The organism is Streptomyces sp. NPDC107454 (genome assembly GCF_055582885.1).
This window is the reverse complement of the sequence record NZ_JBVJPA010000010.1, coordinates 221,598-240,244: the sequence shown is the minus strand read 5'-3', so window position 1 is coordinate 240,244 and position 18,647 is coordinate 221,598. Positions and strand designations below refer to the sequence as shown.

Genomic DNA, 18,647 nt, shown 5'->3' with positions numbered 1-18,647 from the left:
GCCGCAAGACCCCGGAATGGAAGGTGGTCCCCGGTCAAGCATCCGCGAACCCCGCATTCCCGCCCCCTCACAGGGGCCAGGTAGCGGAAACAAGAGGTCGGCAGAGCAGTGGTGCCGACAGATGGTGTTCAATTTCCTTCGGGGCCCTGGTGCCGTACGGCATCGGGGCCCCTCGACGCGTTGCACAAAGAGGTGAAATGACAGCAGATACTCCACTGAGTGGTCGCCTGGACGACGACGACTACCCCGCGTACACGATGGGCCGGGCCGCCGAGATGCTCGGGACGACTCCCGGCTTCCTCCGGGCCATCGGGGAAGCCCGCCTGATCACTCCGCTGCGCTCGGAGGGCGGGCACCGGAGGTACTCCCGGTACCAACTCCGGATCGCCGCCCGTGCCCGCGAGCTCGTCGACAGGGGGACCCCGGTCGAGGCCGCTTGCCGCATCGTCATCCTCGAGGACCAGCTCGAGGAAGCGCAGCGCATCAACGCCGAGTACCGTCGCGCCGCGAACGAGGTGTCCGACACTTCCAGTTCGGGCTGAGCGCGGACGGCCGCGTGTGGAGGATCACCCGTATGGGGCATTCGCCTCGTCGGCGCCGGGGCGGCCAAGCAACTGCTGGCCGCTCCGGCCGTTTGGGCTGCTGGGGTCACAGCGGAGGTTGGCCGCCAACCGGGTGATGCGCTGGACCGAGAGCTCGGCGAAGTTCGAGCGGGCGACGATCGCGGTGGTCTCCCCTCGCCGGCGGAGGCCGCACAGATCGCGCTGGTCCTGGCGCGAGAGCTGATGGAGCCCGCGTTGGGCGGTGGCGAGTGAGGCGAGGCCGGCCGTGCCGAGCAGGGCGCGGCGCCGGTGCCGGGGCATCGTCGGCGTCGTAGCCGAGCAGGATTCAGTGGGGCTCCTGGAACAGGTGAACAAGTTCGTAGGTCGACAGCAACGATTCCGGGGCGCCGTCGAGCACTGCGGCGAGTTTCCAGCCGAGGTTCTGGGCATCCTGGACGCTCGTGTTCAGGTTCTGTCCGCCGGTCGTGCCGGGCGGACGCCGCCGTGAGCAGTGGGTTCAGGGGCGGCCGAGGGGAGTCGGGCGGGTGAGTACCACGCCCAGCAGGGACGCCTGGGGGACGTAACCGAAGTGGCGGGAGTCCTGGGTGCGGGCGGCGTCGCCCCGGACGATCAGGGAACCGGGCGGCACCAGACCGCCGTCCGGGGCCCCGACGATCTCGCGCACGTCGGGCGGCACGGTATCGCCGGGCAGGGCGGAGACCCGCTTGACCAGCCAGGCCAGTGCGTCGTCGCCGTCGCCGAACGGGACGGGGTTGCGGAAGACCACCGCGTCGCCGCGCCGCACGCGCGTGGTGCGGCGGACCAGCAGCCGGTCGCCGTCCGCGAAGGCCGGGGTCATGCTCGACCCGGTGACCCTGATGAGGGCGAGGCGTGAACGCAGTACGCGTACGGACAGGAGCAGCATGCCCGCGCCCGCCGCCAACGCCACCGTCGTCCGCCCCGCACCCGTCATGGGGCCGCCTTCCGTTCCGGGCGGCTCATGTGGCCGCCTCCGTGGTTCTGTCACGGTCGCCGCGCTCGGCGTAGCCGGCGGCTTGGAGGCCGAACAGCCGGGCGTAGTGCCCGCCGCCCAGGGCCATCAGCTCGTCGTGGGAGCCGAGTTCGGCGATCCGGCCGTCCACCAGCACCGCGATCGCGTCCGCCTCGCGCAGCGCTCCCAGGCGGTGTGAGACCAACAGCGCAGTCCGTCCCAGGCGGTGGCCACTGAGCGTGCGGTGCACCTCGTGCTCGGCCTCCGGGTCCAGGCCCGAGCTGGGCTCGTCCAGGATCAGCAGATCGGCGTCGCCGCGCATCAACGAGCGGGCCAGCGCCACCCGTTGCCACTGGCCGCCGGAAAGGGTGACCCCGGGGGTGCCGTCCTCCTCGTCGAGGTGGACCCGGCTGAGCTGGGTCTCGTACCCGTCGGGAAGGCCGCACAGGGTCGCGTCGATGCCGGCGAGCCGCGCGCTGTCGCGGATGCGCTCCAGGTCCTCGCGGTACGGCAGATCGCCGATGCCGATGTTCTCGGCCGCCGAGAGGTCGTACGTCATGTAGTCCTGGAACGTGACGCCGATCCGGCGGCGCAGCTCGGCCACGTCCATGGTCCGGATGTCGGTGCCGTCCCAGAGGATCGCGCCGCGTTCGGGGTCGTAGAACCGGCAGAGCAGCTTGATGAGGGTGCTCTTGCCGGCGCCGTTGCGGCCCACCAGGCCCATCGCGGTGCCCGCCGGGACGGTCAGGTTCACCCCGCGCAGCACCCAGGGGCCGGAGGTGTCGTAGCGGAACCAGACGTCGCGCAGTTCGATGCGTCCGGTGAGGGCCGGTGCGGGGGCCTCGCCCCGGGGGAGGTCGTCGGGGGTGTCGAGCAGGTCGAGATAGTGGCCGAAGAGCCGCACGCCCTCCGCGGCCGATCCGGCCTGGAGCACGATGCCGGTGAACGCCCCCTGCACTCCCGCGGCGGCGGCGATGAACAGCGTCACATCACCGATCGTGAATCTGCCGTGGGCCGCGCCCGCGACCACCACGACCGTACCGAGCCCGGCGACCAGGGCGTTGAGCGCGGCGAAAGCCGACTGCACGAGTGCGCCGCGTCGGGCCACCGCGAGTTCGGCCTCGGTGGCGTCGTTCAACGCGCGGATCAGCCGGCCGTGCAGGAAGCCGCCGAGGCCGAACAGCCGGATCTCCTTGGCGGCGCGGGGGTCGGTCAGCAGCGAGCGGTAGAAGAGATGGCGGCGCAGCCGGGCGGAGGTCAGCTCCCAGACCACCACCTGGCGGCGGGCCAGCGACAGCCGGGCCAGCAGTGCGGCGGCGCCGACCAGGAACAAAAGGCCCACCATCGGGGGCCAGACGGCGAGCAGGGCGCCCGTGAAGCCGCTGAGCGCGGCCACCGAACGCACGGCCTCCTGGGTGAACATGGTGACGTTGTGCGGCGCGTCCTCCGAGGCCTGCTGGGCGAGCCGCAGCCGGTCGTGGAACGCGGGATCCTCGAACCGCCGCAGTCCCCGGAACTCGTCGACCTTGGCGAACAAGGTCCGTTCGACTTCGACGACGAGGCGTCGGCGCACCAACTCATCGAGATATGCGGCCAGTTGAAGAAGGACGGCGGAGAGGGCGCCCAGCGCGGCCGTGGCGATGCCGAGGGCGACGGCGTGCCGCGCGTCGGCGTGCGCACCGCGGCCGAGTTCGTCGAAGAGCAGCTTGGCGAGCCAGGCGGCGGCGGCCGGCGTCACGCCGACTCCCACGGTCACCCCGAACAGCAGGGAGGCGCCTACGGGTGTGGCGCGGAACTGGAGGGCGACCGCCGCCCACGCGGCGCGGGCCCGCAGCCGGTTCCCCGGAGGCGAAGCGGCCTCCGGGGAACCGGCGGGTGGGTCGGAGTGCGTCATCAGCAGGTGTTGCTGCGCTTGGTGCACACGCCGTTACAGGCGAAGCGGTACTGGTGTCCGCTCTTGCAGTAACAGAGCTGACCCACCTCGGGGACGCAAGCCCCCGCGCGCTGCTCGTCGAGTACGAGCCGCAGCAGCCGGTCGCCCATCGTGCCGATCATTCGCCTCATGACTACCTCCTGGTCGCGCGACGTGATGTGACGGGATGGGATGGGGGCTGGGTCAGCAGGAGCCGTCCTTCACGCAGGGGCCGTTGCAGCTGAAGACGTACCGGACGTGGTTCGTGCACTTGCAGAAAGTGCCGTGCTCCGGGACACAGGCGCCGGCCCGGTCCTCCTTCAGCAGCATGCCCAGCAACTTGTCGCCCATCGTGCCGATCACACGGGTCATCACGGACCTCCCTCGTAGGGTGAAGACCGGACCAGGGGTAAGGTCCGGCCGGAGCAGAAGTTATGTTGCGATGCCAATTGAGCGCAAGAGTGCGGAAGTTGACTGAATGCTTCCAGTTTCGTCTGGGGGGATCTGGGCGAAAGTGGCCACTGTTGCTCATGTCGACTTGGGGCTACATTGCCTCTGGTCCAGTCGTCCCGGGAGGTGAGAGCTGCTCGTGGCCTATGCCCTGCTTGCCGTCAGACTCCTCGTCGGCATCGTGTTCGCGGCATCCGCGACCGGAAAACTACGAGGCGCCGCGGCCTTCCGCGGCTTTGAGGAATCCACCCGCTCCATGGGCGTTCCGGCCCGCCTGAGCCGCCTCGTGGCGGTGGCCGTGGTCGTGGGGGAGTGCGCCGCGGTGGTGCTGCTCACCCCGGGGCCCGGCGGCGCGCCCGGCTTCGTCCTGACCCTGCTGTTGCTCGCCGCGTTCACCACCGGAATCGTCCGTACGCTCCGCAGCGGAACCAAGGCGTCCTGCGCCTGCTTCGGCGCTTCCACCGCGCCGATCGGCCGCCGCCACGTGGTGCGGAACACCGTGCTGCTCGCCCTGGCCGTGTTCGGCCTGGCCGCCGCCCTCGCGGGGACGCCGGCGCCGACCCAGGCGGCGGGCGTGCTGATCGCGGCGTTCGGCGCGCTGGTGGGCGCCCTGCTCGTGATCTTCACGGACGAGCTGGGCACGCTGTTCGACGACGGCGCCCCACGCACCTCGGGACGCGTCCGCGGATCAGCCCCGTAGGCGATCCGGGCAGGCGACCCAGTAGGCGACAACCCTCCCGATCTCCCGGGTGGTTGATGTTCACGCACCACCGAGGCGGCCACCGCGACGCACCCGTCGCAGCCGCCGCAGCACCACGGCGCGCGGCACACTCGTGCGGCGTCGCGCCGTCGCATCCCGCGATCCGATGGGCGGACACCCCGCCCCACGATGACACGAGACCCCGGAGTCACCCATGCCCTTTCTGGTCACCGCCGTCGTCCTCATCGCCGTGCTCTGTCTGCTGAACCTGCTGCTCACCTTCGGCGTCATACGCAAACTCCGCGCCCAGGCCGACGAGAAGGCCGACCGGGTGGCGGACGGCCTGATCATCCCGGCCGGTTCCGCCGTGCCCGGCTTCTCCGCCGTCACCACCGCCGGTGAGCGGATCACCCGCGAGGGCCTCGGCGAGACCATGCTGGGCTTCTTCTCGCCCGACTGCCGGGCCTGCAAGGAGCGGCTGCCGCTCTTCGTGGAGCAGGCGCGCACCACGGCCCGCGCCACCGGTCGCAGCGTCCTCGCCGTCGTGCACGGCACCGACGAGGAGGCCCGCGAGCAGGTGGCCGCGCTGTCCGAGGTCGCCCACGTCGTGATCGAGCCGGGCGACGGGCCGCTCGGAGAGGCCTTCGACATCACCGGGTACCCGGTCTTCGGCCTGATCACCGTCGACGGCACCCTCAGCGCCACCGCCTTCGACCCCGGTCGCCTGCCGGCGCCCTCTAAAGCCGCGGTCTGACCCCGGGGACCGCCCCGGGTCAGGACGGACCGACGGGCCTCGCCGCGGTGACCAGGCTCGGCTGGAGCCGGCGGGCGGCGTCGAGGTGGTCGGCGGTCCAGATGATGCGGACGGCCGTGTCCGTCGCCTGCCCGTGCTCGTCGCTGAGGTCGCGGCGGAGGGATTCGACCAGCTGTGCCTCGGCCGCGGGGTTGCGCGGCAACGGATCCCGGACGGAGGTGTGGTGCCCGAGACCGGCGGCCAGATCCCGGTACCAGCCGGAGATCTGGCCGGCGGCACTCAGCAGGACGAGGCCCGCTTCCGCCCGGTTCGGCTCGCTGCCCGGTTCGCCGTGGCGCCGCCACAGGCCCAGGACCGCGTCCGCCGCGAGGCGCAGCCCCACGATGCCGGTCACCAGGGTGGTCATGTCGGCCAGGGGTACCGGTTTGGCACCGCGCTCGGCCAGATAGCTGCGGAACGCGTCGTCGAGCCTGCGCGCGGCCGCGGCCGCTTCGACGCCCTCCCGCAGCGCGACCTCGGCAGACGCGGGCGCGGGGGCGGTGCCGCAGTGGCCGATGGCGTACTGCACGGCGCCCGCCAGATACCGGGCGCTGTCCGTGTACGCCTCGGCGAGCGCCCGGTCGACGGCCGCCGCGGCGCCGCGCGGCCAGAAGAACAGGCCCACCAGCACACTCACCGCGCAGCCGAGGGCGATGTCCTGGATCCGCAGCAGCACGATGTGCCAGTCGGGGTTCTGACCGATGTTGAACAGGATGACGAGGGTGATGGTGAAGGACGCCTGACCGGCGGCAAAGGAGATGGCGGCGGGGGCGATGCCGGCGAGGAACACGGCGAGGGGCAGCAGGAACCAGAGCGCCGTGCCGTGGTGGCCGATCAGTTGCAGCAGCCCGGTGCCGATGATCGAACCCGCGAGGGTGCCGGCCAGGGCGCGGACCGCGTTCTGCCCCGTGTTGAGAGCGTTCGAGCGCAGCACGGACAGGGTTCCCAGGAGTACCCAGAACGAGTGCTGGACGCTGGTCACGTTGGCGAGGCCGACCGCGATGCCGAGGCCGAGTGCTCCCCGCAGGCTGTTGTGCAGCCAGACGGACCCCGGCTGAAGGTGGGCGGCGGCTCGCTCGCGCGCCGCCGCCAGCGGTCGGGTCACGGCGTCGGGCTCGCGGCCCAGCAGGCTTTCGAACCAGCTGCGGCGTTCGGCGGCCGCCGCCAGGGCCACGTTGTCCGCGATCTGCAGCGTCGCGAAACCCAGCTCCTGCGCGCGGAACGAAAGGTCCAGCGCTCCGATGACGGGGTGCACCTGCGAGGGCGTGCCCGCGCCGCCCCGGCGCACGGGCAGCCGAGTGGTGGCGTTGCGCTCCATGTCGGCCATGGCCTTGCGCAGCGTCTCCGAGGCTGCGTGCAACGTGTCCGGTGAGTGGCGCGGGGCGTCGAGCAGCGCGGCCACCTCGTCGAGTACGGCCGCGGCGGCCCGGCGTACGGACCGGGCGTCGATGTCGCAGGCCGGTCGATCGTCGAGCGGGGGCGCGCTGTCGGCCAGGATGCTGCTGAGCCAGGTCAGTTCGTCGACCAGCCGGACGAGGGCGCGCGAGCTGGTGGACAGGCCGGTGGGGCGGTACGGGGTGGCGTCGAAGACGGTGCGCAGTTCGGCAGCGGCGGCGGCGGCCTCCTCGGCTCTGGTACGGCACTGACCAGTGCTCGGCGCGGCAGGGCCGCCCGCCAGGAGGGACGCGTCGGTGCGCAGTTGCCCGGCGGCCGCACGGCAGACCCGGGCGGCGGGTGCGCTGAGGGGGTCTCCGCTGGGACGAGGCCACAGCAGGGTGACCGCGAGCATGGCGGCGGCTGCCGCGAGGCCCGCTCCCGCGAGCCGGGCGGGAAGCTCCGCGAACGGGACGGGCGAGGTCACCGGGAGGATGAAGGCCAGCAACAGTGCCGTCGAGGCGCCCGCGAGGACGGAGCTGACGACCCCGGAGAACAGCACCAGGAAACCGATGACGACCATGGCGGTGACCGCGAGCCAGGTCGTGTCGGCCACGAGCGTACCCAGACAGATCAGGACGGCCCAGGCCACCGCGAGGCCGAGATGGGCGCGTAGCCGCTGCACCATCGGACCGGTGAAATCCACGAGCAGCAGCATCGAGAACGCACCGAACGCGGCGAAGGTCGCCATCGTCGGTGACCCGATGACCTTGCTGCACAGGGCGAACAGCGTGGGCATGACGAGCGCCGTCCGCCCGGCACGCCGGGTCGCCGCCAGCTCGGGATCACGGTCGCGCAGCCACGACACGACCGACCCGGGACGGATTCGACTGGATGTCCGCACGTGCCCGGCCACCTCCTGTCGACAGGTCTACGCCCCACCGAGTGTGACGTCACTTCCGGAGCGATGTCACCCGAACACGATCCCTGCTCATGATCCACCCGGGCGGGGCGTGCCCGCACCGGGTGGATCACCAGGTCGTGGCGACGGAGCGGAGCGCGGTCCAGGTAGCACCCTCGTGGGCGTAGTCCATGGTCAGGCGCGGTGGCAGTTCGCGCGGGCGCCGAAGACCGTCGTATCCGTGACGATACGAGGAAGTCATCAACTTGAGGGCGCCTGCGGCGGCGCTGTGCGCTGGCCTTCGGCAACCCTGGACAGTCCGTCCCGCCCCTGGACCTGGCTGGCTATCGGGCGGCCCCTCCCTTGCGTCGCCCGTCCGCAGGTCGGTTGGCCCCTGGGTGGGGAGATCCACTGAATAGGTCCAGGGTCAACCCGGAGCAGGGGCTGGGGAAGTTCAAGGCTCTGGCCGCAGCCGCGTGAACAGGCGATGGCATGTGGGATGGGTCCCTCACCCTGTCAGTAGGCTCCCGATGTGGCAGATCACGGCATTGAGTTCCCGGTCTTCCGACTTCATGTTGTGCCAGCGGTCCTCGCTCTTGCGAGTCCCTCGTGGCAGCGCGATGTCTGGCTGCGGCCGGAGGAGTTCGAGGACCTGGACTACGTGGTCACCGTTCTGTTCGACGACTTCTGCAACGCGGACGATCCCGCGGTCGTGGCGCCCCGGACGAGGTCTATCTAGATGCTCCAGCCTGGTGCAACGTGATCGCAGTCGCGGGCAGGTTGGCTCAGGTGATGGTTACCAATGACCTCCAGGCCGCAGCTCTCCTGCATGGACGACTCCCCCTTCCTCACGACTAGAGGCTCGCTGAAGGGGCGTCGACGACTGAGTGAGAATGCGAGTGCGGAGGAGTCCGAACGCGCCTCGGCCATACATCGCTCTCTTGAGTGTTTTCACCCGGTTCACGTGACCTTCGACGATTCCGGAACTCCAGGGGAGGGTGAGTCCCGCGGTGACGGCGTCGAGGTCTTCGCGGAGGAAACTGGCGAAGCCTTTCATCGGCTTCGGTGCGTCATGTTCGGCCTGCCGGATCCACTCCAGCAGAAGGAATCCGCGCCGGTGGCGGACCAGGTCGGCGAACGTCCGGGCGAGATCGCAGGCCCGGGCGATGTCCGGGCAGGCGAGCCGGACTTGGAAGAGGCGCTCACCCTGGCTCTCGGTGAGGGTCTGCGGGCATTGAGGTATGCCTTGAACGGTTCCAGGACGCCGTTGGGCCGGCGCTCACGGGCGGAGGCCAGCAACTCCTCCGGGCCGGTGCCGCGGAAGCGGCGCACGGTCTTGCGGTCGAGGTTCAGCCGACGGCCGATGGCGCTGGTTGTCCAGCGTTTCTCCAGCAGGCGGTGGATGTCCTCGTAGCGGTGGCGGGTGCGTTCGATGATCTGAGTGCGGGGCAGTTCCGCGGGCGGTAACAGCATCGGGGCCACCTCAGGCACGTCGGCCACCGTCTCCTCCTCGGTGTGTTTGCGCAGGCAGTAGCGGTGCTGGTGGCAGGTCTTCTCCATCGCGGCAGACAGGCTCTGGAGCAAATGCCGGCGGTCCGCCACTTCGAGGGCGCTGGGGGCGGCTTCCTTGACCGCCTTGGTGTGGGCGGTGGCCCGGTACCTGCAGATGATCTCTGCACCGGGGTGGTCCTTGAGCCAGGCCTCGAACGTCTCGGAGGTGCGGTCCGGCAGCACGTACACGACCTGGCAGGCCTCGACGTCGACCAGCACGGTGCCGTAGGTGCAGCCCCTGCGGAAGGCGAACACATCCACCCTCAGCACCCGCGGCGCGCGGTCCGGCACCGTCGGCGCCGTCAACAGCCTGAGCAGCCGGGTCCGGTCCGCGACCAGCCGCAGGCGGCGGCACAACCGCGCGGCCGGACGTCCGCCGAGTTCGATTGCGATCGACCGCAGCCAGCCCGTCAGCCCGGTGCTGGAACGGCGGTACCGTGCGGACAAGCCCAACACCTACTCGACGAACGTCGTGCGGGAACAGCTTCTCCGGTCGCAGAAGTACCGGCGAACCCGCAGCCGGACTGTGACCCGACTGGTGTCCGGATGCCGTCTCAGGGGCGGGAACGGGTGTTGAGGAACCGGTGGAGGGATGCCGTCATGCCCGCCACGAAGGAGTCACGGCTCTGTTCGGGGAGCAAGTCCAGGGACAGGTAGGGATTGAGGTCCTCCAACTCGACGAGGAGTAGTTCGCCTTCAGGGGTGCGGCAGGCGTCCACGCGCTGGATGCCGTGGTCGAGGGTGTTCCAGTCGATGAAGCGCCGGGCGAAGGCGAGGTCGGCGTCGAGGGGTTCGTAGGGTTCGAGGACCCAGCGCCGCTCGGGGTCAGGGGCATGGAGGGCGTACTGGAAGGCGTCGTCGACGTAGTAGAAGGACACCTCGTAGCGGAAGTTGATACGCGGCTGGACCAGGATGTCGCCGTAGGCGAGGCCGCCCAGATGTTCCGGGGGCACGAAGGTCAGGCCGATCGAGTCCGCGCCCGCCTTCGGCTTGACCGCGTACTGGTCGGCCTTGGGCAGCAGGTGCAGGTCTTCGGGCCGGTCGATGGTCGGGATGACCGGGTATCCGGAGGCGGTCAGGTCCAGCAGGTACTGTTTGCCGGCCATGTCGCCCCGGCCGGACAGCGGGTTGTAGATCCGGGTGCCGCGGGCCGTCGCCTGTTCCCGAAAAGCGTCGTAGTTCTTCTGGTAATGCAGTACGGGCCCGCTGTTGCGGACCACGACTCCGTCGAAGGCGTCCATCAGCGCGGTGGCCTCCAGCGGGTGGCACAGGGCGATGTCGAAGGCGCCGCGCAGTCGGGAGGTCAGGAAGATGTCCTCGTCGCAGTAGCGCCGCCCCCTGGCTTGGTAGGCGAGGTCGGTCACGAACAGAACGCTGCGGCGGTCGGGCATCGTGTATCTCCTCAGGTGGTGCAACGAATCTTCAGGGGCGTGGGTGTGTGACCGGGCTCGGCGCTGCACGCGCGGCGTCCGTGCCCAGCCGCCCCTGAGCGACGCGCCACGGGTGTCGTCAGCCGGGTGGTGACGCGGATTGTGGGTCCGGGACGTGGACCAGGCCGACCTGCTCGCAGGCGAGGGTGAGACCGCCGACGACGGGATGGCAGCGATGCCTCGCGGCGACAGCGGGTTGCTGCTCTCGTCCCGCGTGATCCTCTTCCTTAGGGCGTCTCGACTCACAGCGCGTGATGGGAGAGGGGTACGGCTCTGTTCGGAGGCCTTGAGTGCAGCCGCTCAGGATCACGAGCTGAGGAACCCGAGGACTATCGCCACGAACTCATCGTGGTACTGGAAGATCCCGCCATGTCCGGCATCCGGGTAGAGGGGGACGAGTTCGCTCCTGGGCAGGCGTGTGGCCAGGTCCAGTGTGTTCTGGCTCGGCACCATTCGGTCGTTTTCACCGTTCGTCACGAGAACCGGTTGGCGAATGACCGACAGGTCCGAAGGCTGCTGGCGTCCCCACCGTTTGATGGCTTTCAGCTGGGCGCGGAACGTCGGCACCGAGATGGCCTTGTCGTGGTCGTGAGCGCGCTCCTTGAGCCGTCGCAGGAAGGCACGGCCAGCCCGCCGGCCGACGGCGGTCTCGGTGAAGAAAAGGAAGAGCTTGGGATCCTGGCGGGTCAGGGCGCCCTTGAGTGTGGCCCGGAGGGTGAGTGACGGGACCTTGTCGATGCCGGGGCCTCCGGCGGGGCCCGTGCCCGCGAGGATGACCTTGCGGACGAGGTACGGTTCCCGCTCCGCGATGACCTGCGCGACGAAGCCGCCCATCGACAGGCCGAGCAGATCGACCTGGTCGAACCCGAGGGCTTGGACGAACAGAACCGCGTCGTGGGCCATCGCCTCGATCGTGTCTGGTGCCGACCCGCTTGACCCGCCCACCCCACGGTTGTCGAAGGCGATGACCCGACGGTGTGCGGCGAGTCCGTCGACGACGCGGGGGTCCCAGTTGTCGAGAACCCCGGCCAGGTGCACCAGGAGAACGAGCGGCACGCCTTCCGCGGGGCCGAGTTCCCGGTAGGCGAAGTCCACACCTTGGACGGAGACGGTACGGGTCGGCGCGTTCGCGTACGACGACGTCGAGTGGGAAGGAGAATTCCGCGATGTGGCCATGGTCAGGCCCTTCTGGTGGCGAGGTTTCGGGGGCGCTTCTCGTTGCCGCACGGCGGTCGCGGTGCTGGCGCTTCTTGTCGGCCGGGGCTGCCGGGCAGGACTTGACTCACGTGATCTAGCCGACGGCCTTGCAGGCCTTCGCCCGCGGTGCCGCGAGGTACTCCAGCTCTTCTCCCGTCGGCTCGCACGCGAACACGGTGTCAACGACGGGAGGGATCCTGCCGGCCTCGATGAGAGGGGTGAGCTCACGCAGTCGGTCCACGCCGGCCTTCATGAACAGGAACGAGTGCGACACGCCGCGGCGCCGGGCCCGTTGGCGTGACCGGCATCCGCGTCAGGTCGTCTCGGTGCACCGCGATGAGTTCGGCGAACGTGCCGACGCGGTCTGTCGGGCGAAGACCTCGTCGCCCCCTCCCTGAACCGCGTGACGGCCGCACCCACTTCGACCACGATCCCGGCCAGGTCGTTGCCGAGGACGAACGGGACGCGGTACGGCAGAACCGCCTTCATCTCCCCGTCCCGGATCCTGTGGTCGAGCGGGTTGACGCCCGCGGCCCGGATCAGGACCAGCACGTCGTGCGCACCTACCTCCGGGGCCGGGACGTCACCGACACGGCTGTCGGCCTTGCCGCAGTAGCGCTCCACCGTGAAGGCCCTCATCGTCGTCTCCATGTCTTGTCCACGAACGGATGGCGGTGCCGTTCATCCGGCGTCCGACTTCTCCGGCTGACGGATGCGATCGGGGTGGTATGGACTTTTTTGTTCAGGTGGGGGTCTGTCGAGGAGCCGGGGCCTGGCCTGGACATGCATTTCGCCGGCCCAGGGGTGCGACTCATTGAATTACATTCGTAATGCTAAATGTTCGACGGATGTACCGCAACCTGATGCGCGCCAGGTGCCGCGGGCGGAGCGGGGGTGTCCGTCCAGCCGTCTCGGGAGCGCCGATGGTGTCGGCCGCTGTGGGTCCAGTGGGCTGGTCACTCTGCGGTTCCGGCGTGATCATGCTCGCTGTCCAGCAGAGTGAGGGCGTTGCGGATGCCTTGTTCGAGGAGTTCGTCGGCGAGCTGGGTGTCGCCGAGGGCTCGGGAGAGCTGTAGCGTCCCGGCCATCATGGCGTAGGCGCTGAGCGTCCTGGTGCGGGCCGAGGCCGGATCGTCGGGTGCCAGGCGGGCGGCGATCCCGTCCGCGACGGCGAGTACGCCGTCGGTGTACGCCTGCCGGGTCGGGTCGGCGCAGCGCGTGATCTCGTCGAGCAGTGCGGCGGAGGGGCAGCCCCACTCGGGGCTGTCGCGGTGCTGGGTGGACAGGTACCAGCGCACGATCTGTTCGAGTCCGGCGCGACCGGGTGCCGCGTGCGCGACGATGGTGGCGTTCTGCGCCTCGAGTTGATCGGCGACCGCGGCGGCCACCAGCTCGTCCTTGGATGTGAAGTGGGTGTAGAACGCGCCGTTGGTCAGTCCCGCGTCCTTCATGAGTGTCGCGATCCCTGAGCTGTCGATGCCGTCTCGCTTGAACCGGCGGCCGGCGGCCTCGATGATCCGCTGCTTGGTGGCCTGGCTGTGCTCTTTCCTGTATCGCACGCATCCTCCTCTGCTTGCCGTAGGGGCTGGCCGCCCTCCGTAGGTGTCGCGCAGCACATTGTATTGTGAACGTAATTCAATGACTCCGGGTGTCAGGGGGGCTCGACGGGTGGCGGTCGCGCCCCGGCGCTCTCGCGTGACCCTTGCCGGCAACCCCCTTGCGGCACCGGCTCCTCCTGCATAATATTATGTACGTAATTCTATCCCGGAACTCCGTAAGCTGCCGCCTCGTGATCCGCGAGGTGCTTCCCGGGTGATCCGGACGCGTCGCAAGACCTGAGGGCATCCCCTCTGTGGCGACTGGTCTTCGCGGAGATCGACGCAGGCGGTGGCGCGAAGGGTGACGCTGCGGCCGAGCGGGGGCCGGGTGCTGCCGGGTGGACCCATGACCTGGTGCGCTGCGGAGGCTCCATGTGCCGGGCGCGGCGAGGAGGGCTCCGATCCGTGCCCCCGGCCCCTCTGAGCCGTGTTGCGCGAGTGGTTCCGCGAGTGCGGTCCACGGGGATGGCCTGTGAAATGTCACGCGCCCGCCTGCAAGAGAAGGGCAGTATGAGTACGTATCTGGCAGACAAGTCCGAGGACCTCACCGTCGAGGGCCCCTCCGCGCGTTTCACCTACCGGCGGATGGGTCCGCAGGGCGGCGTCCCGCTGGTCCTGCTGAACCGCTTCCGCGGGACCATCGACTGGTGGGACCCGGAGTTCCTGGACTACCTGGCCGCCGACCACGACGTGATCCTGTTCGACAACGTCGGCGTCGGCTACACCGACGGCGAACCGCGCGACTCCCTAGAAGGGTTCGCCGAGGGGGCCGTCGAGTTCATCGAGGCGCTCGGCCTTGCGTACGTGGACCTGCTCGGCTGGTCCCTGGGCGGCATCGTCGCCCAGCGTGTGGCCCTGCGTCGTCCTGAGTTGGTGCGCAGGCTCATCGTGGCCGGCAGCGGCCCGGCCGGCTGGGTCCCGGGCGCGCCGGACTTCAGTGAGAAGGTCCTGGGCATCATGGCCAAGCCTGACGCCGACCTGGAGGACATGCTGTTCCTCTTCTACCCCGAGACGGAAGCAGCCCGCGCCTCGGGCCTGCGGCACTTCGACCACGTCTCGACCCGGCTCGCCGCCGGCGGCCCTCCGGCCTCCGAGGCGGCGGCGCAGGGCATGCTCGCTGCGGCGGGGGCTCTTCTGGCGGCGCCCTTCGAGCAGGTCAAGGCGGAACTGGAGGCCATCAGGCACCCCGTCCTCTACGCCAACGGCCTGGAGGACGTCATGATCCCCGCCCACAACTCCTATGTCGCGGTCCAGCACCTCGAGAACGCGACCCTCATTCTCTACAGCGGTGCCGGTCACGCCTTCCTCTTCCAGTACGCCAAGGCTTTCGCCAAGCAGGTGGCCGACTTCCTCGCCGCCTGACCCGCGCCGCTCCGCCGTCTGCCGCGAACGACGCGGGTGCGGTGGTCGGCTGCCCATGCTGATGCCGTCTCGCAGTGATGCGAGGCGGCACCTCTTTGTTTGCCCGTACGGCCCCACCGGGAGGCCTGGTCGGGGGCGATGCGTCACCGGTGGCGTGCTCCCGCCGAGACGGCCCCTGCGCGGACTGTTGCCCTGCTGGGTATGCGTATGCCTTGCACCTTCATAGAATTACGGTCATAATCTAATGGTCGCGTGATGCGGAGGGCGTAACCACTCGGAGTTCCTGCTCCCGTGGTCCTGGCTGCCCCGCGTGCTCGTCGACCCCCGCAGGCTGTAGCCGCAGCCGGGAGACGCAGGTGACCGCTCCGCGCCCCCTCCTTCAGGAGGAGTCGGGGCCGGCTCGCGGAAACCCCCGCACCGAAGGGCATGACCATGAGCGATTCGCAAGAAGTCAGAGATGGCGTGGTGACGTCATACAAGGACGCTCCGACCCGCACTGTTGCCGCCGGAGGGGTGACCTTCGCCTATCGTGACCTCGGTCCGCGGTCCGGCGTTCCGGTGATCTTTTTCAACCACCTCGCCGGGGTGCTCGACAACTGGGATCCCCGGGTCGTCGACGGTTTCGCCGTCAAGCGCCGGGTCGTCACGTTCGACAACACCGGCATCGGCGCCTCCACCGGTTCCACGCCGCGCACCATCCAGGAGATGGCGAAGGGCGCCGTCACCTTCATCCGGGCGCTCGGGTTCGACCGCGTCGACATCCATGGCTTCTCGATGGGCGGCATGATCGCCCAGGTGGTCGTGGAGAGGGAACCGCAACTCGTCCGCAAGCTGATCCTCACGGGCACTGGTCCCGCGGGCGGCGAGGGCATCAAGAACGTGACCAGGCTGTCCAATCTGGACACCGTCCGGGCCCTGTTCACCCTTCAGGACCCGAAGCAGTTCCTGTTCTTCACGCGCACCGCCAACGGACGCCGCGCCGGAAAGGAGTTCCTGGCCCGGCTGAAGGAGCGCACCCGTGACCGGGACAAGGCGATCCGGCTCGGGGCGTACCGTGCCCAGCTCAAGGCCATTCACCGCTGGGGAGTGGAGCGGCCTCACGACCTCTCCGGTATCAGTCAGCCGGTGCTCGTCGTCAACGGTGAGGCCGACCGGATGGTCCCGACGCAGAACTCGGTCGACCTGGCGCGGCGGGTGCAGAACGGCGAGCTGGTGCTCTACCCCGACGCCGGCCATGGCGGCATCTTCCAGTTCCACCAGGAGTTCGTGAAGACGGCTCTCGAGTTCCTTGAGCGCGAGTAGTCGCTTCTCGGTGGAGGCGGGCGCGCGGTACGGCGAGCGCCGAGCATCCGTCGGACGATCTGAGTTTACTTTCTTATACTCAGCAAGTAGCGTCCAGAGCAGCACACCAACGCAGCCGCGCAGCAACACCCGGCACACGGCGCAGAACTTCTCACACCCCCTCTCAGCACACGGATCAGAGCAGGAGCATCACCATGGCAGTAAGCCCCGAGGCGCAGCAGTTCGCGCAGTTCCTCGCAAGCGTCAGCGCCAAGTCCGCAACCCCCGGTCTGGACCTGGCGATCATCCGCGACATCGTCGACTCCAACCACAAGGCCGCCACCGAACCCGAGGGCGTCACCTACGCCGAGGTCGACGCCGGCGGTGTCCCCGCCCTCTGGGCCATTCCCGAGAACGCCGACCCCGACAAGGCCCTGCTCCACTTCCACTTCGGCGGCTCCGTCACCGCCTCCATGCACTCCGACCGCAAGGCGGCCGGCCACATCGCCAAGGCCGCGGGCGCCCGCTCCCTCGTCGTCGACTTCCGCCTCGCCCCCGAACACCCCTACCCCGCCCAGCTCGACGACGCCGAGACCGCCTACCGCTGGCTGCTCTCGCAGGGATACGAGCCGCGGAACATCGGCAGCACCGGCCACTCCATCGGCGGCACCCTCGCCGTCATGCTCCCCCTGCGTCTCCTCGCCAAGGGCGAGGCCACCCCCGGCGCGATCATCAGCGTCTCGCCGTGGACCGACCTCACCATCTCCAACCCCGCCGTGGACGCCAACGAGCCGACCGACAAGATGCTCAGCAGGGCCACCCTCGAACTCTTCCGGGGAGCCTGGCTCCAGGAGCCCGGCCTCGACTTCGCCGACCCCGCCGTCAGCCTCGTCCACGCCGACCTCACCGGCCTGCCCCCCACCCAGGTCCACTACGGCGAGTACGAGACCCTCGCCGAGGACGGCGCCCAGCTCGCCCAGCGCCTGGCCGACTTCAAGGTCGCCACCGAGGTGCACCCCATGCCCGAAGGCCAGCACTCCTTCGTCCTTGGTGCCGGACGCGTCCCCGAGGTCGACCACGCCGTCCAGCAGATGGGCAGCTGGCTCCGCACCCACCTTGGCAACTGAGCCGAGTACGAGCTCACCGCTATATCGATCGCCAAGACAATCGCCAAGAGAACCACCGAGAAGATCACGCAGAAGGCTGACTGACATGAAGGCATTCGTCGTCGAGAAGTACGACAAGGACGGTGTGCGCGCTGCGGAAGTGCCCGAACCCGCCGTAGGGGACCGCGACGTTCTGGTAAGAGTGAGCGCCACCAGCATCAATCCGCTGGACAAGATGGTCCGCAACGGGGAGTTCAAGCAACTCCTGAAGTACAAGCGCCCCTTCGTGCTCGGCCACGACGTGGCGGGCGTCGTGACGAGGGTCGGTTCCGCCGTGCGTCACTTCAAGGCCGGCGACGAGGTCTACGCCCGCCCGCGAGACCTGAGGATCGGAGGCTTCGCGGAGTTCGTCGCGATCCACGAGGACGACGTCTCGCCCAAGCCGGAGTCGCTCACCTTCCAGGAGGCCGCCGCGGTCCCGCTGGTGGCGTTGGCCGCCTGGCAGATTCTTGTCGAACGCGCCCACGTGCAGCCGGGACAGAAGGTGCTCGTCCACGCCGGTTCCGGGGGTCTCGGCTCGACGGTTGTCCAGCTCGCCAAGCACCTCGGTGCCACGGTGGCCACGACCACGGGCCCCGGCACCGAGGAACTGGTCAAGACCCTTGGCGCCGATCTCGTCATCGACTTCACCAAGGAGGACTTCTCGAAGGTGCTGTCCGGCTACGACCTGGTGCTGGACTCCGTGGGCGGGGCGAACCTCGAGAAGTCGCTGACCGTGCTGAAGCCCGGCGGCCTGGCCGTCAGTGTCGTCGGCCCGCCGGACGCCGGGTTCGCCAAGCAGCTCGGCGCCCCCTCCCTCCTTCGTGTGGTGATGAACGCGCTCAGCCGGAAGATCCGCAAGCAGGCCAGGGCACTGGGTGTGCGCTACGAGTTCCTCTTCATGCGGGCAAGCGGCTCCCAGTTGCGCGAACTCGCCGGTCTCTACGACAGCGGGCGGCTGCGCCCGGTCATCGACCGGGTCTTCCCGTTCGACCAGACGCTCGACGCGATGGCGCATGTCGAGCAGGGCCGTACCAAGGCCGGCAAGGTCGTCGTCTCGATGGTCCCCGAGAACGACTGAGAAGGGGCCGACCGCAGGCCATTCGTCCCCGCCCCTCACCGGAGCGGGGGCGAATGGCCTGCGGTCGGCGACCCCACGGCGGCCACGGGCTGAGCCGCGGTCGTCGGTCTCAGGGCGCCCGTTCGGGGCGCCTCACGTTTCCACCTGCTTGAGGAGCTGACGGAATGTCGGTCAGGGTGGTGCGGCTCGGCAACTGCGGCCGCCTCGCGGCGCGTTGTCGCGTCGAGTTCGGAAACGCCCGAGTCGCCGGGCGGCGCTCCTTCCCCGCGCCCGATCGTGATGCCCCCCGTTGTGGAGAGCCCGCCCGGGGACCAGTGCCGGCCGGGCGCCGCCTCGCCC

20 protein-coding genes and 2 pseudogenes are annotated in these 18,647 nt (G+C 69.5%); 8 read left to right on the top strand and 14 right to left on the bottom strand.

Features of this window, described 5'->3' with window-relative positions; all coding sequences use genetic code 11:
• The first annotated feature begins 197 nt into the window (after positions 1 to 197).
• Entirely contained in the window at positions 198 to 542 is a 345-nt protein-coding gene (locus ACZ69M_RS26640) for a MerR family transcriptional regulator (RefSeq protein ID WP_054235794.1), read from the top strand.
• A gap of 24 nt (positions 543 to 566) precedes the next feature.
• On the opposite strand, the gene ACZ69M_RS26635 is transcribed toward ACZ69M_RS26640, so the two are convergent.
• From ACZ69M_RS26635 to ACZ69M_RS26610, 6 genes and pseudogenes are all read right to left on the bottom strand, one after another.
• The gene (locus ACZ69M_RS26635) at positions 567 to 863 is read right to left on the bottom strand and encodes a hypothetical protein (protein WP_470053571.1); all 297 of its coding nucleotides are present in this window, start codon (positions 861 to 863) and stop codon (positions 567 to 569) included.
• Between the two features lie 55 nt (positions 864 to 918).
• Positions 919 to 1,023 (bottom strand): annotated as a pseudogene (locus ACZ69M_RS26630) (FAD-dependent monooxygenase); the annotation flags it as partial.
• 36 nt (positions 1,024 to 1,059) lie between these two features.
• On the bottom strand, positions 1,060 to 1,515 hold the full coding sequence (locus ACZ69M_RS26625; RefSeq protein ID WP_470053569.1) for a S26 family signal peptidase: 456 nt from the start codon (positions 1,513 to 1,515) through the stop codon (positions 1,060 to 1,062).
• A gap of 25 nt (positions 1,516 to 1,540) precedes the next feature.
• Positions 1,541 to 3,427 carry an ABC transporter ATP-binding protein gene (locus ACZ69M_RS26620; protein WP_470053567.1) on the bottom strand — a complete coding sequence of 629 codons (1,887 nt, stop codon included), beginning with the start codon at positions 3,425 to 3,427 and terminating at the stop codon, positions 1,541 to 1,543.
• Entirely contained in the window at positions 3,427 to 3,597 is a 171-nt protein-coding gene (locus ACZ69M_RS26615; protein WP_167552148.1) for a hypothetical protein, read from the bottom strand. Before ACZ69M_RS26615 ends, ACZ69M_RS26620 begins: the two co-directional genes overlap by 1 nt.
• Positions 3,598 to 3,649: 52 nt before the next feature.
• Positions 3,650 to 3,817, bottom strand: coding sequence for a hypothetical protein (locus ACZ69M_RS26610; RefSeq protein ID WP_470053565.1), 168 nt, complete (start codon positions 3,815 to 3,817; stop codon positions 3,650 to 3,652).
• Between the two features lie 217 nt (positions 3,818 to 4,034).
• Here ACZ69M_RS26610 and ACZ69M_RS26605 point away from each other — a divergent pair, with 217 nt between their 5' ends.
• Positions 4,035 to 4,595 carry a MauE/DoxX family redox-associated membrane protein gene (locus ACZ69M_RS26605; protein ID WP_470053563.1) on the top strand — a complete coding sequence of 187 codons (561 nt, stop codon included), beginning with the start codon at positions 4,035 to 4,037 and terminating at the stop codon, positions 4,593 to 4,595.
• A gap of 214 nt (positions 4,596 to 4,809) precedes the next feature.
• On the top strand, positions 4,810 to 5,349 hold the full coding sequence (locus ACZ69M_RS26600) for a thioredoxin domain-containing protein (RefSeq protein WP_470053561.1): 540 nt from the start codon (positions 4,810 to 4,812) through the stop codon (positions 5,347 to 5,349).
• A gap of 19 nt (positions 5,350 to 5,368) precedes the next feature.
• Here the strand turns inward: ACZ69M_RS26600 and ACZ69M_RS26595 are convergent, their stop codons facing one another.
• Complete coding sequence (locus tag ACZ69M_RS26595; protein WP_470053559.1) at positions 5,369 to 7,666, bottom strand: FUSC family protein; 2,298 nt, start codon at positions 7,664 to 7,666, stop codon at positions 5,369 to 5,371.
• Positions 7,667 to 8,240: 574 nt separating this feature from the next.
• On the opposite strand from ACZ69M_RS26595, the gene ACZ69M_RS26590 reads away from it, so the two are divergent.
• Positions 8,241 to 8,402, top strand: coding sequence for a hypothetical protein (locus ACZ69M_RS26590; RefSeq protein WP_470053557.1), 162 nt, complete (start codon positions 8,241 to 8,243; stop codon positions 8,400 to 8,402).
• A 57-nt stretch (positions 8,403 to 8,459) separates the two neighbouring features.
• Here ACZ69M_RS26590 and ACZ69M_RS26585 read toward each other — a convergent pair whose 3' ends face one another.
• From ACZ69M_RS26585 to ACZ69M_RS26555, 7 genes and pseudogenes are all read right to left on the bottom strand, one after another.
• Entirely contained in the window at positions 8,460 to 8,906 is a 447-nt protein-coding gene (locus ACZ69M_RS26585; protein ID WP_470053887.1) for a transposase, read from the bottom strand.
• Positions 8,907 to 9,187: 281 nt separating this feature from the next.
• Positions 9,188 to 9,469 (bottom strand): annotated as a pseudogene (locus ACZ69M_RS26580) (transposase); the annotation flags it as partial.
• A 299-nt stretch (positions 9,470 to 9,768) separates the two neighbouring features.
• Positions 9,769 to 10,605, bottom strand: coding sequence for an ATP-grasp domain-containing protein (locus ACZ69M_RS26575; protein ID WP_470053555.1), 837 nt, complete (start codon positions 10,603 to 10,605; stop codon positions 9,769 to 9,771).
• A 345-nt stretch (positions 10,606 to 10,950) separates the two neighbouring features.
• Entirely contained in the window at positions 10,951 to 11,820 is an 870-nt protein-coding gene (locus tag ACZ69M_RS26570; protein WP_470053553.1) for an alpha/beta fold hydrolase, read from the bottom strand.
• 115 nt (positions 11,821 to 11,935) lie between these two features.
• Entirely contained in the window at positions 11,936 to 12,082 is a 147-nt protein-coding gene (locus ACZ69M_RS26565) for a hypothetical protein (protein ID WP_470053551.1), read from the bottom strand.
• Positions 12,083 to 12,090: 8 nt separating this feature from the next.
• On the bottom strand, positions 12,091 to 12,480 hold the full coding sequence (locus ACZ69M_RS26560) for an alcohol dehydrogenase catalytic domain-containing protein (RefSeq protein ID WP_470053885.1): 390 nt from the start codon (positions 12,478 to 12,480) through the stop codon (positions 12,091 to 12,093).
• 317 nt (positions 12,481 to 12,797) lie between these two features.
• A complete protein-coding gene (locus ACZ69M_RS26555; RefSeq protein WP_470053549.1) occupies positions 12,798 to 13,400 on the bottom strand; it encodes a TetR/AcrR family transcriptional regulator in 603 nt (200 codons plus the stop codon).
• A 549-nt stretch (positions 13,401 to 13,949) separates the two neighbouring features.
• On the opposite strand from ACZ69M_RS26555, the gene ACZ69M_RS26550 reads away from it, so the two are divergent.
• The 4 genes from ACZ69M_RS26550 (at position 13,950) to ACZ69M_RS26535 (ending at position 18,308) form a co-directional block, all read left to right on the top strand.
• Positions 13,950 to 14,801: an alpha/beta fold hydrolase gene (locus ACZ69M_RS26550; RefSeq protein WP_470053548.1), complete on the top strand. Its 852-nt coding sequence runs from the start codon at positions 13,950 to 13,952 to the stop codon at positions 14,799 to 14,801.
• Positions 14,802 to 15,263: 462 nt separating this feature from the next.
• On the top strand, positions 15,264 to 16,103 hold the full coding sequence (locus ACZ69M_RS26545; protein ID WP_470053546.1) for an alpha/beta fold hydrolase: 840 nt from the start codon (positions 15,264 to 15,266) through the stop codon (positions 16,101 to 16,103).
• 194 nt (positions 16,104 to 16,297) lie between these two features.
• A complete protein-coding gene (locus tag ACZ69M_RS26540) occupies positions 16,298 to 17,209 on the top strand; it encodes an alpha/beta hydrolase (protein ID WP_470053544.1) in 912 nt (303 codons plus the stop codon).
• A gap of 85 nt (positions 17,210 to 17,294) precedes the next feature.
• Entirely contained in the window at positions 17,295 to 18,308 is a 1,014-nt protein-coding gene (locus tag ACZ69M_RS26535) for an NADP-dependent oxidoreductase (RefSeq protein ID WP_470053542.1), read from the top strand.
• Positions 18,309 to 18,647 lie beyond the last annotated feature (339 nt).

What these genes read in the sequence shown, in the direction of transcription:
- ACZ69M_RS26620 (WP_470053567.1), bottom strand. Translation starts at nt 3,427, where the DNA reads ATGACGCACTCCGACCCACCCGCCGGTTCCCCGGAGGCCGCTTCGCCT.
- ACZ69M_RS26635 (WP_470053571.1), bottom strand. Translation starts at nt 863, where the DNA reads ATGCCCCGGCACCGGCGCCGCGCCCTGCTCGGCACGGCCGGCCTCGCC.
- ACZ69M_RS26610 (WP_470053565.1), bottom strand. Translation starts at nt 3,817, where the DNA reads ATGACCCGTGTGATCGGCACGATGGGCGACAAGTTGCTGGGCATGCTG.
- ACZ69M_RS26535 (WP_470053542.1), top strand. Translation starts at nt 17,295, where the DNA reads ATGAAGGCATTCGTCGTCGAGAAGTACGACAAGGACGGTGTGCGCGCT.
- ACZ69M_RS26570 (WP_470053553.1), bottom strand. Translation starts at nt 11,820, where the DNA reads ATGGCCACATCGCGGAATTCTCCTTCCCACTCGACGTCGTCGTACGCG.
- ACZ69M_RS26575 (WP_470053555.1), bottom strand. Translation starts at nt 10,605, where the DNA reads ATGCCCGACCGCCGCAGCGTTCTGTTCGTGACCGACCTCGCCTACCAA.
- ACZ69M_RS26640 (WP_054235794.1), top strand. Translation starts at nt 198, where the DNA reads ATGACAGCAGATACTCCACTGAGTGGTCGCCTGGACGACGACGACTAC.
- ACZ69M_RS26625 (WP_470053569.1), bottom strand. Translation starts at nt 1,515, where the DNA reads ATGACGGGTGCGGGGCGGACGACGGTGGCGTTGGCGGCGGGCGCGGGC.
- ACZ69M_RS26550 (WP_470053548.1), top strand. Translation starts at nt 13,950, where the DNA reads ATGAGTACGTATCTGGCAGACAAGTCCGAGGACCTCACCGTCGAGGGC.
- ACZ69M_RS26600 (WP_470053561.1), top strand. Translation starts at nt 4,810, where the DNA reads ATGCCCTTTCTGGTCACCGCCGTCGTCCTCATCGCCGTGCTCTGTCTG.
- ACZ69M_RS26540 (WP_470053544.1), top strand. Translation starts at nt 16,298, where the DNA reads ATGGCAGTAAGCCCCGAGGCGCAGCAGTTCGCGCAGTTCCTCGCAAGC.
- ACZ69M_RS26560 (WP_470053885.1), bottom strand. Translation starts at nt 12,480, where the DNA reads ATGAGGGCCTTCACGGTGGAGCGCTACTGCGGCAAGGCCGACAGCCGT.
- ACZ69M_RS26615 (WP_167552148.1), bottom strand. Translation starts at nt 3,597, where the DNA reads ATGAGGCGAATGATCGGCACGATGGGCGACCGGCTGCTGCGGCTCGTA.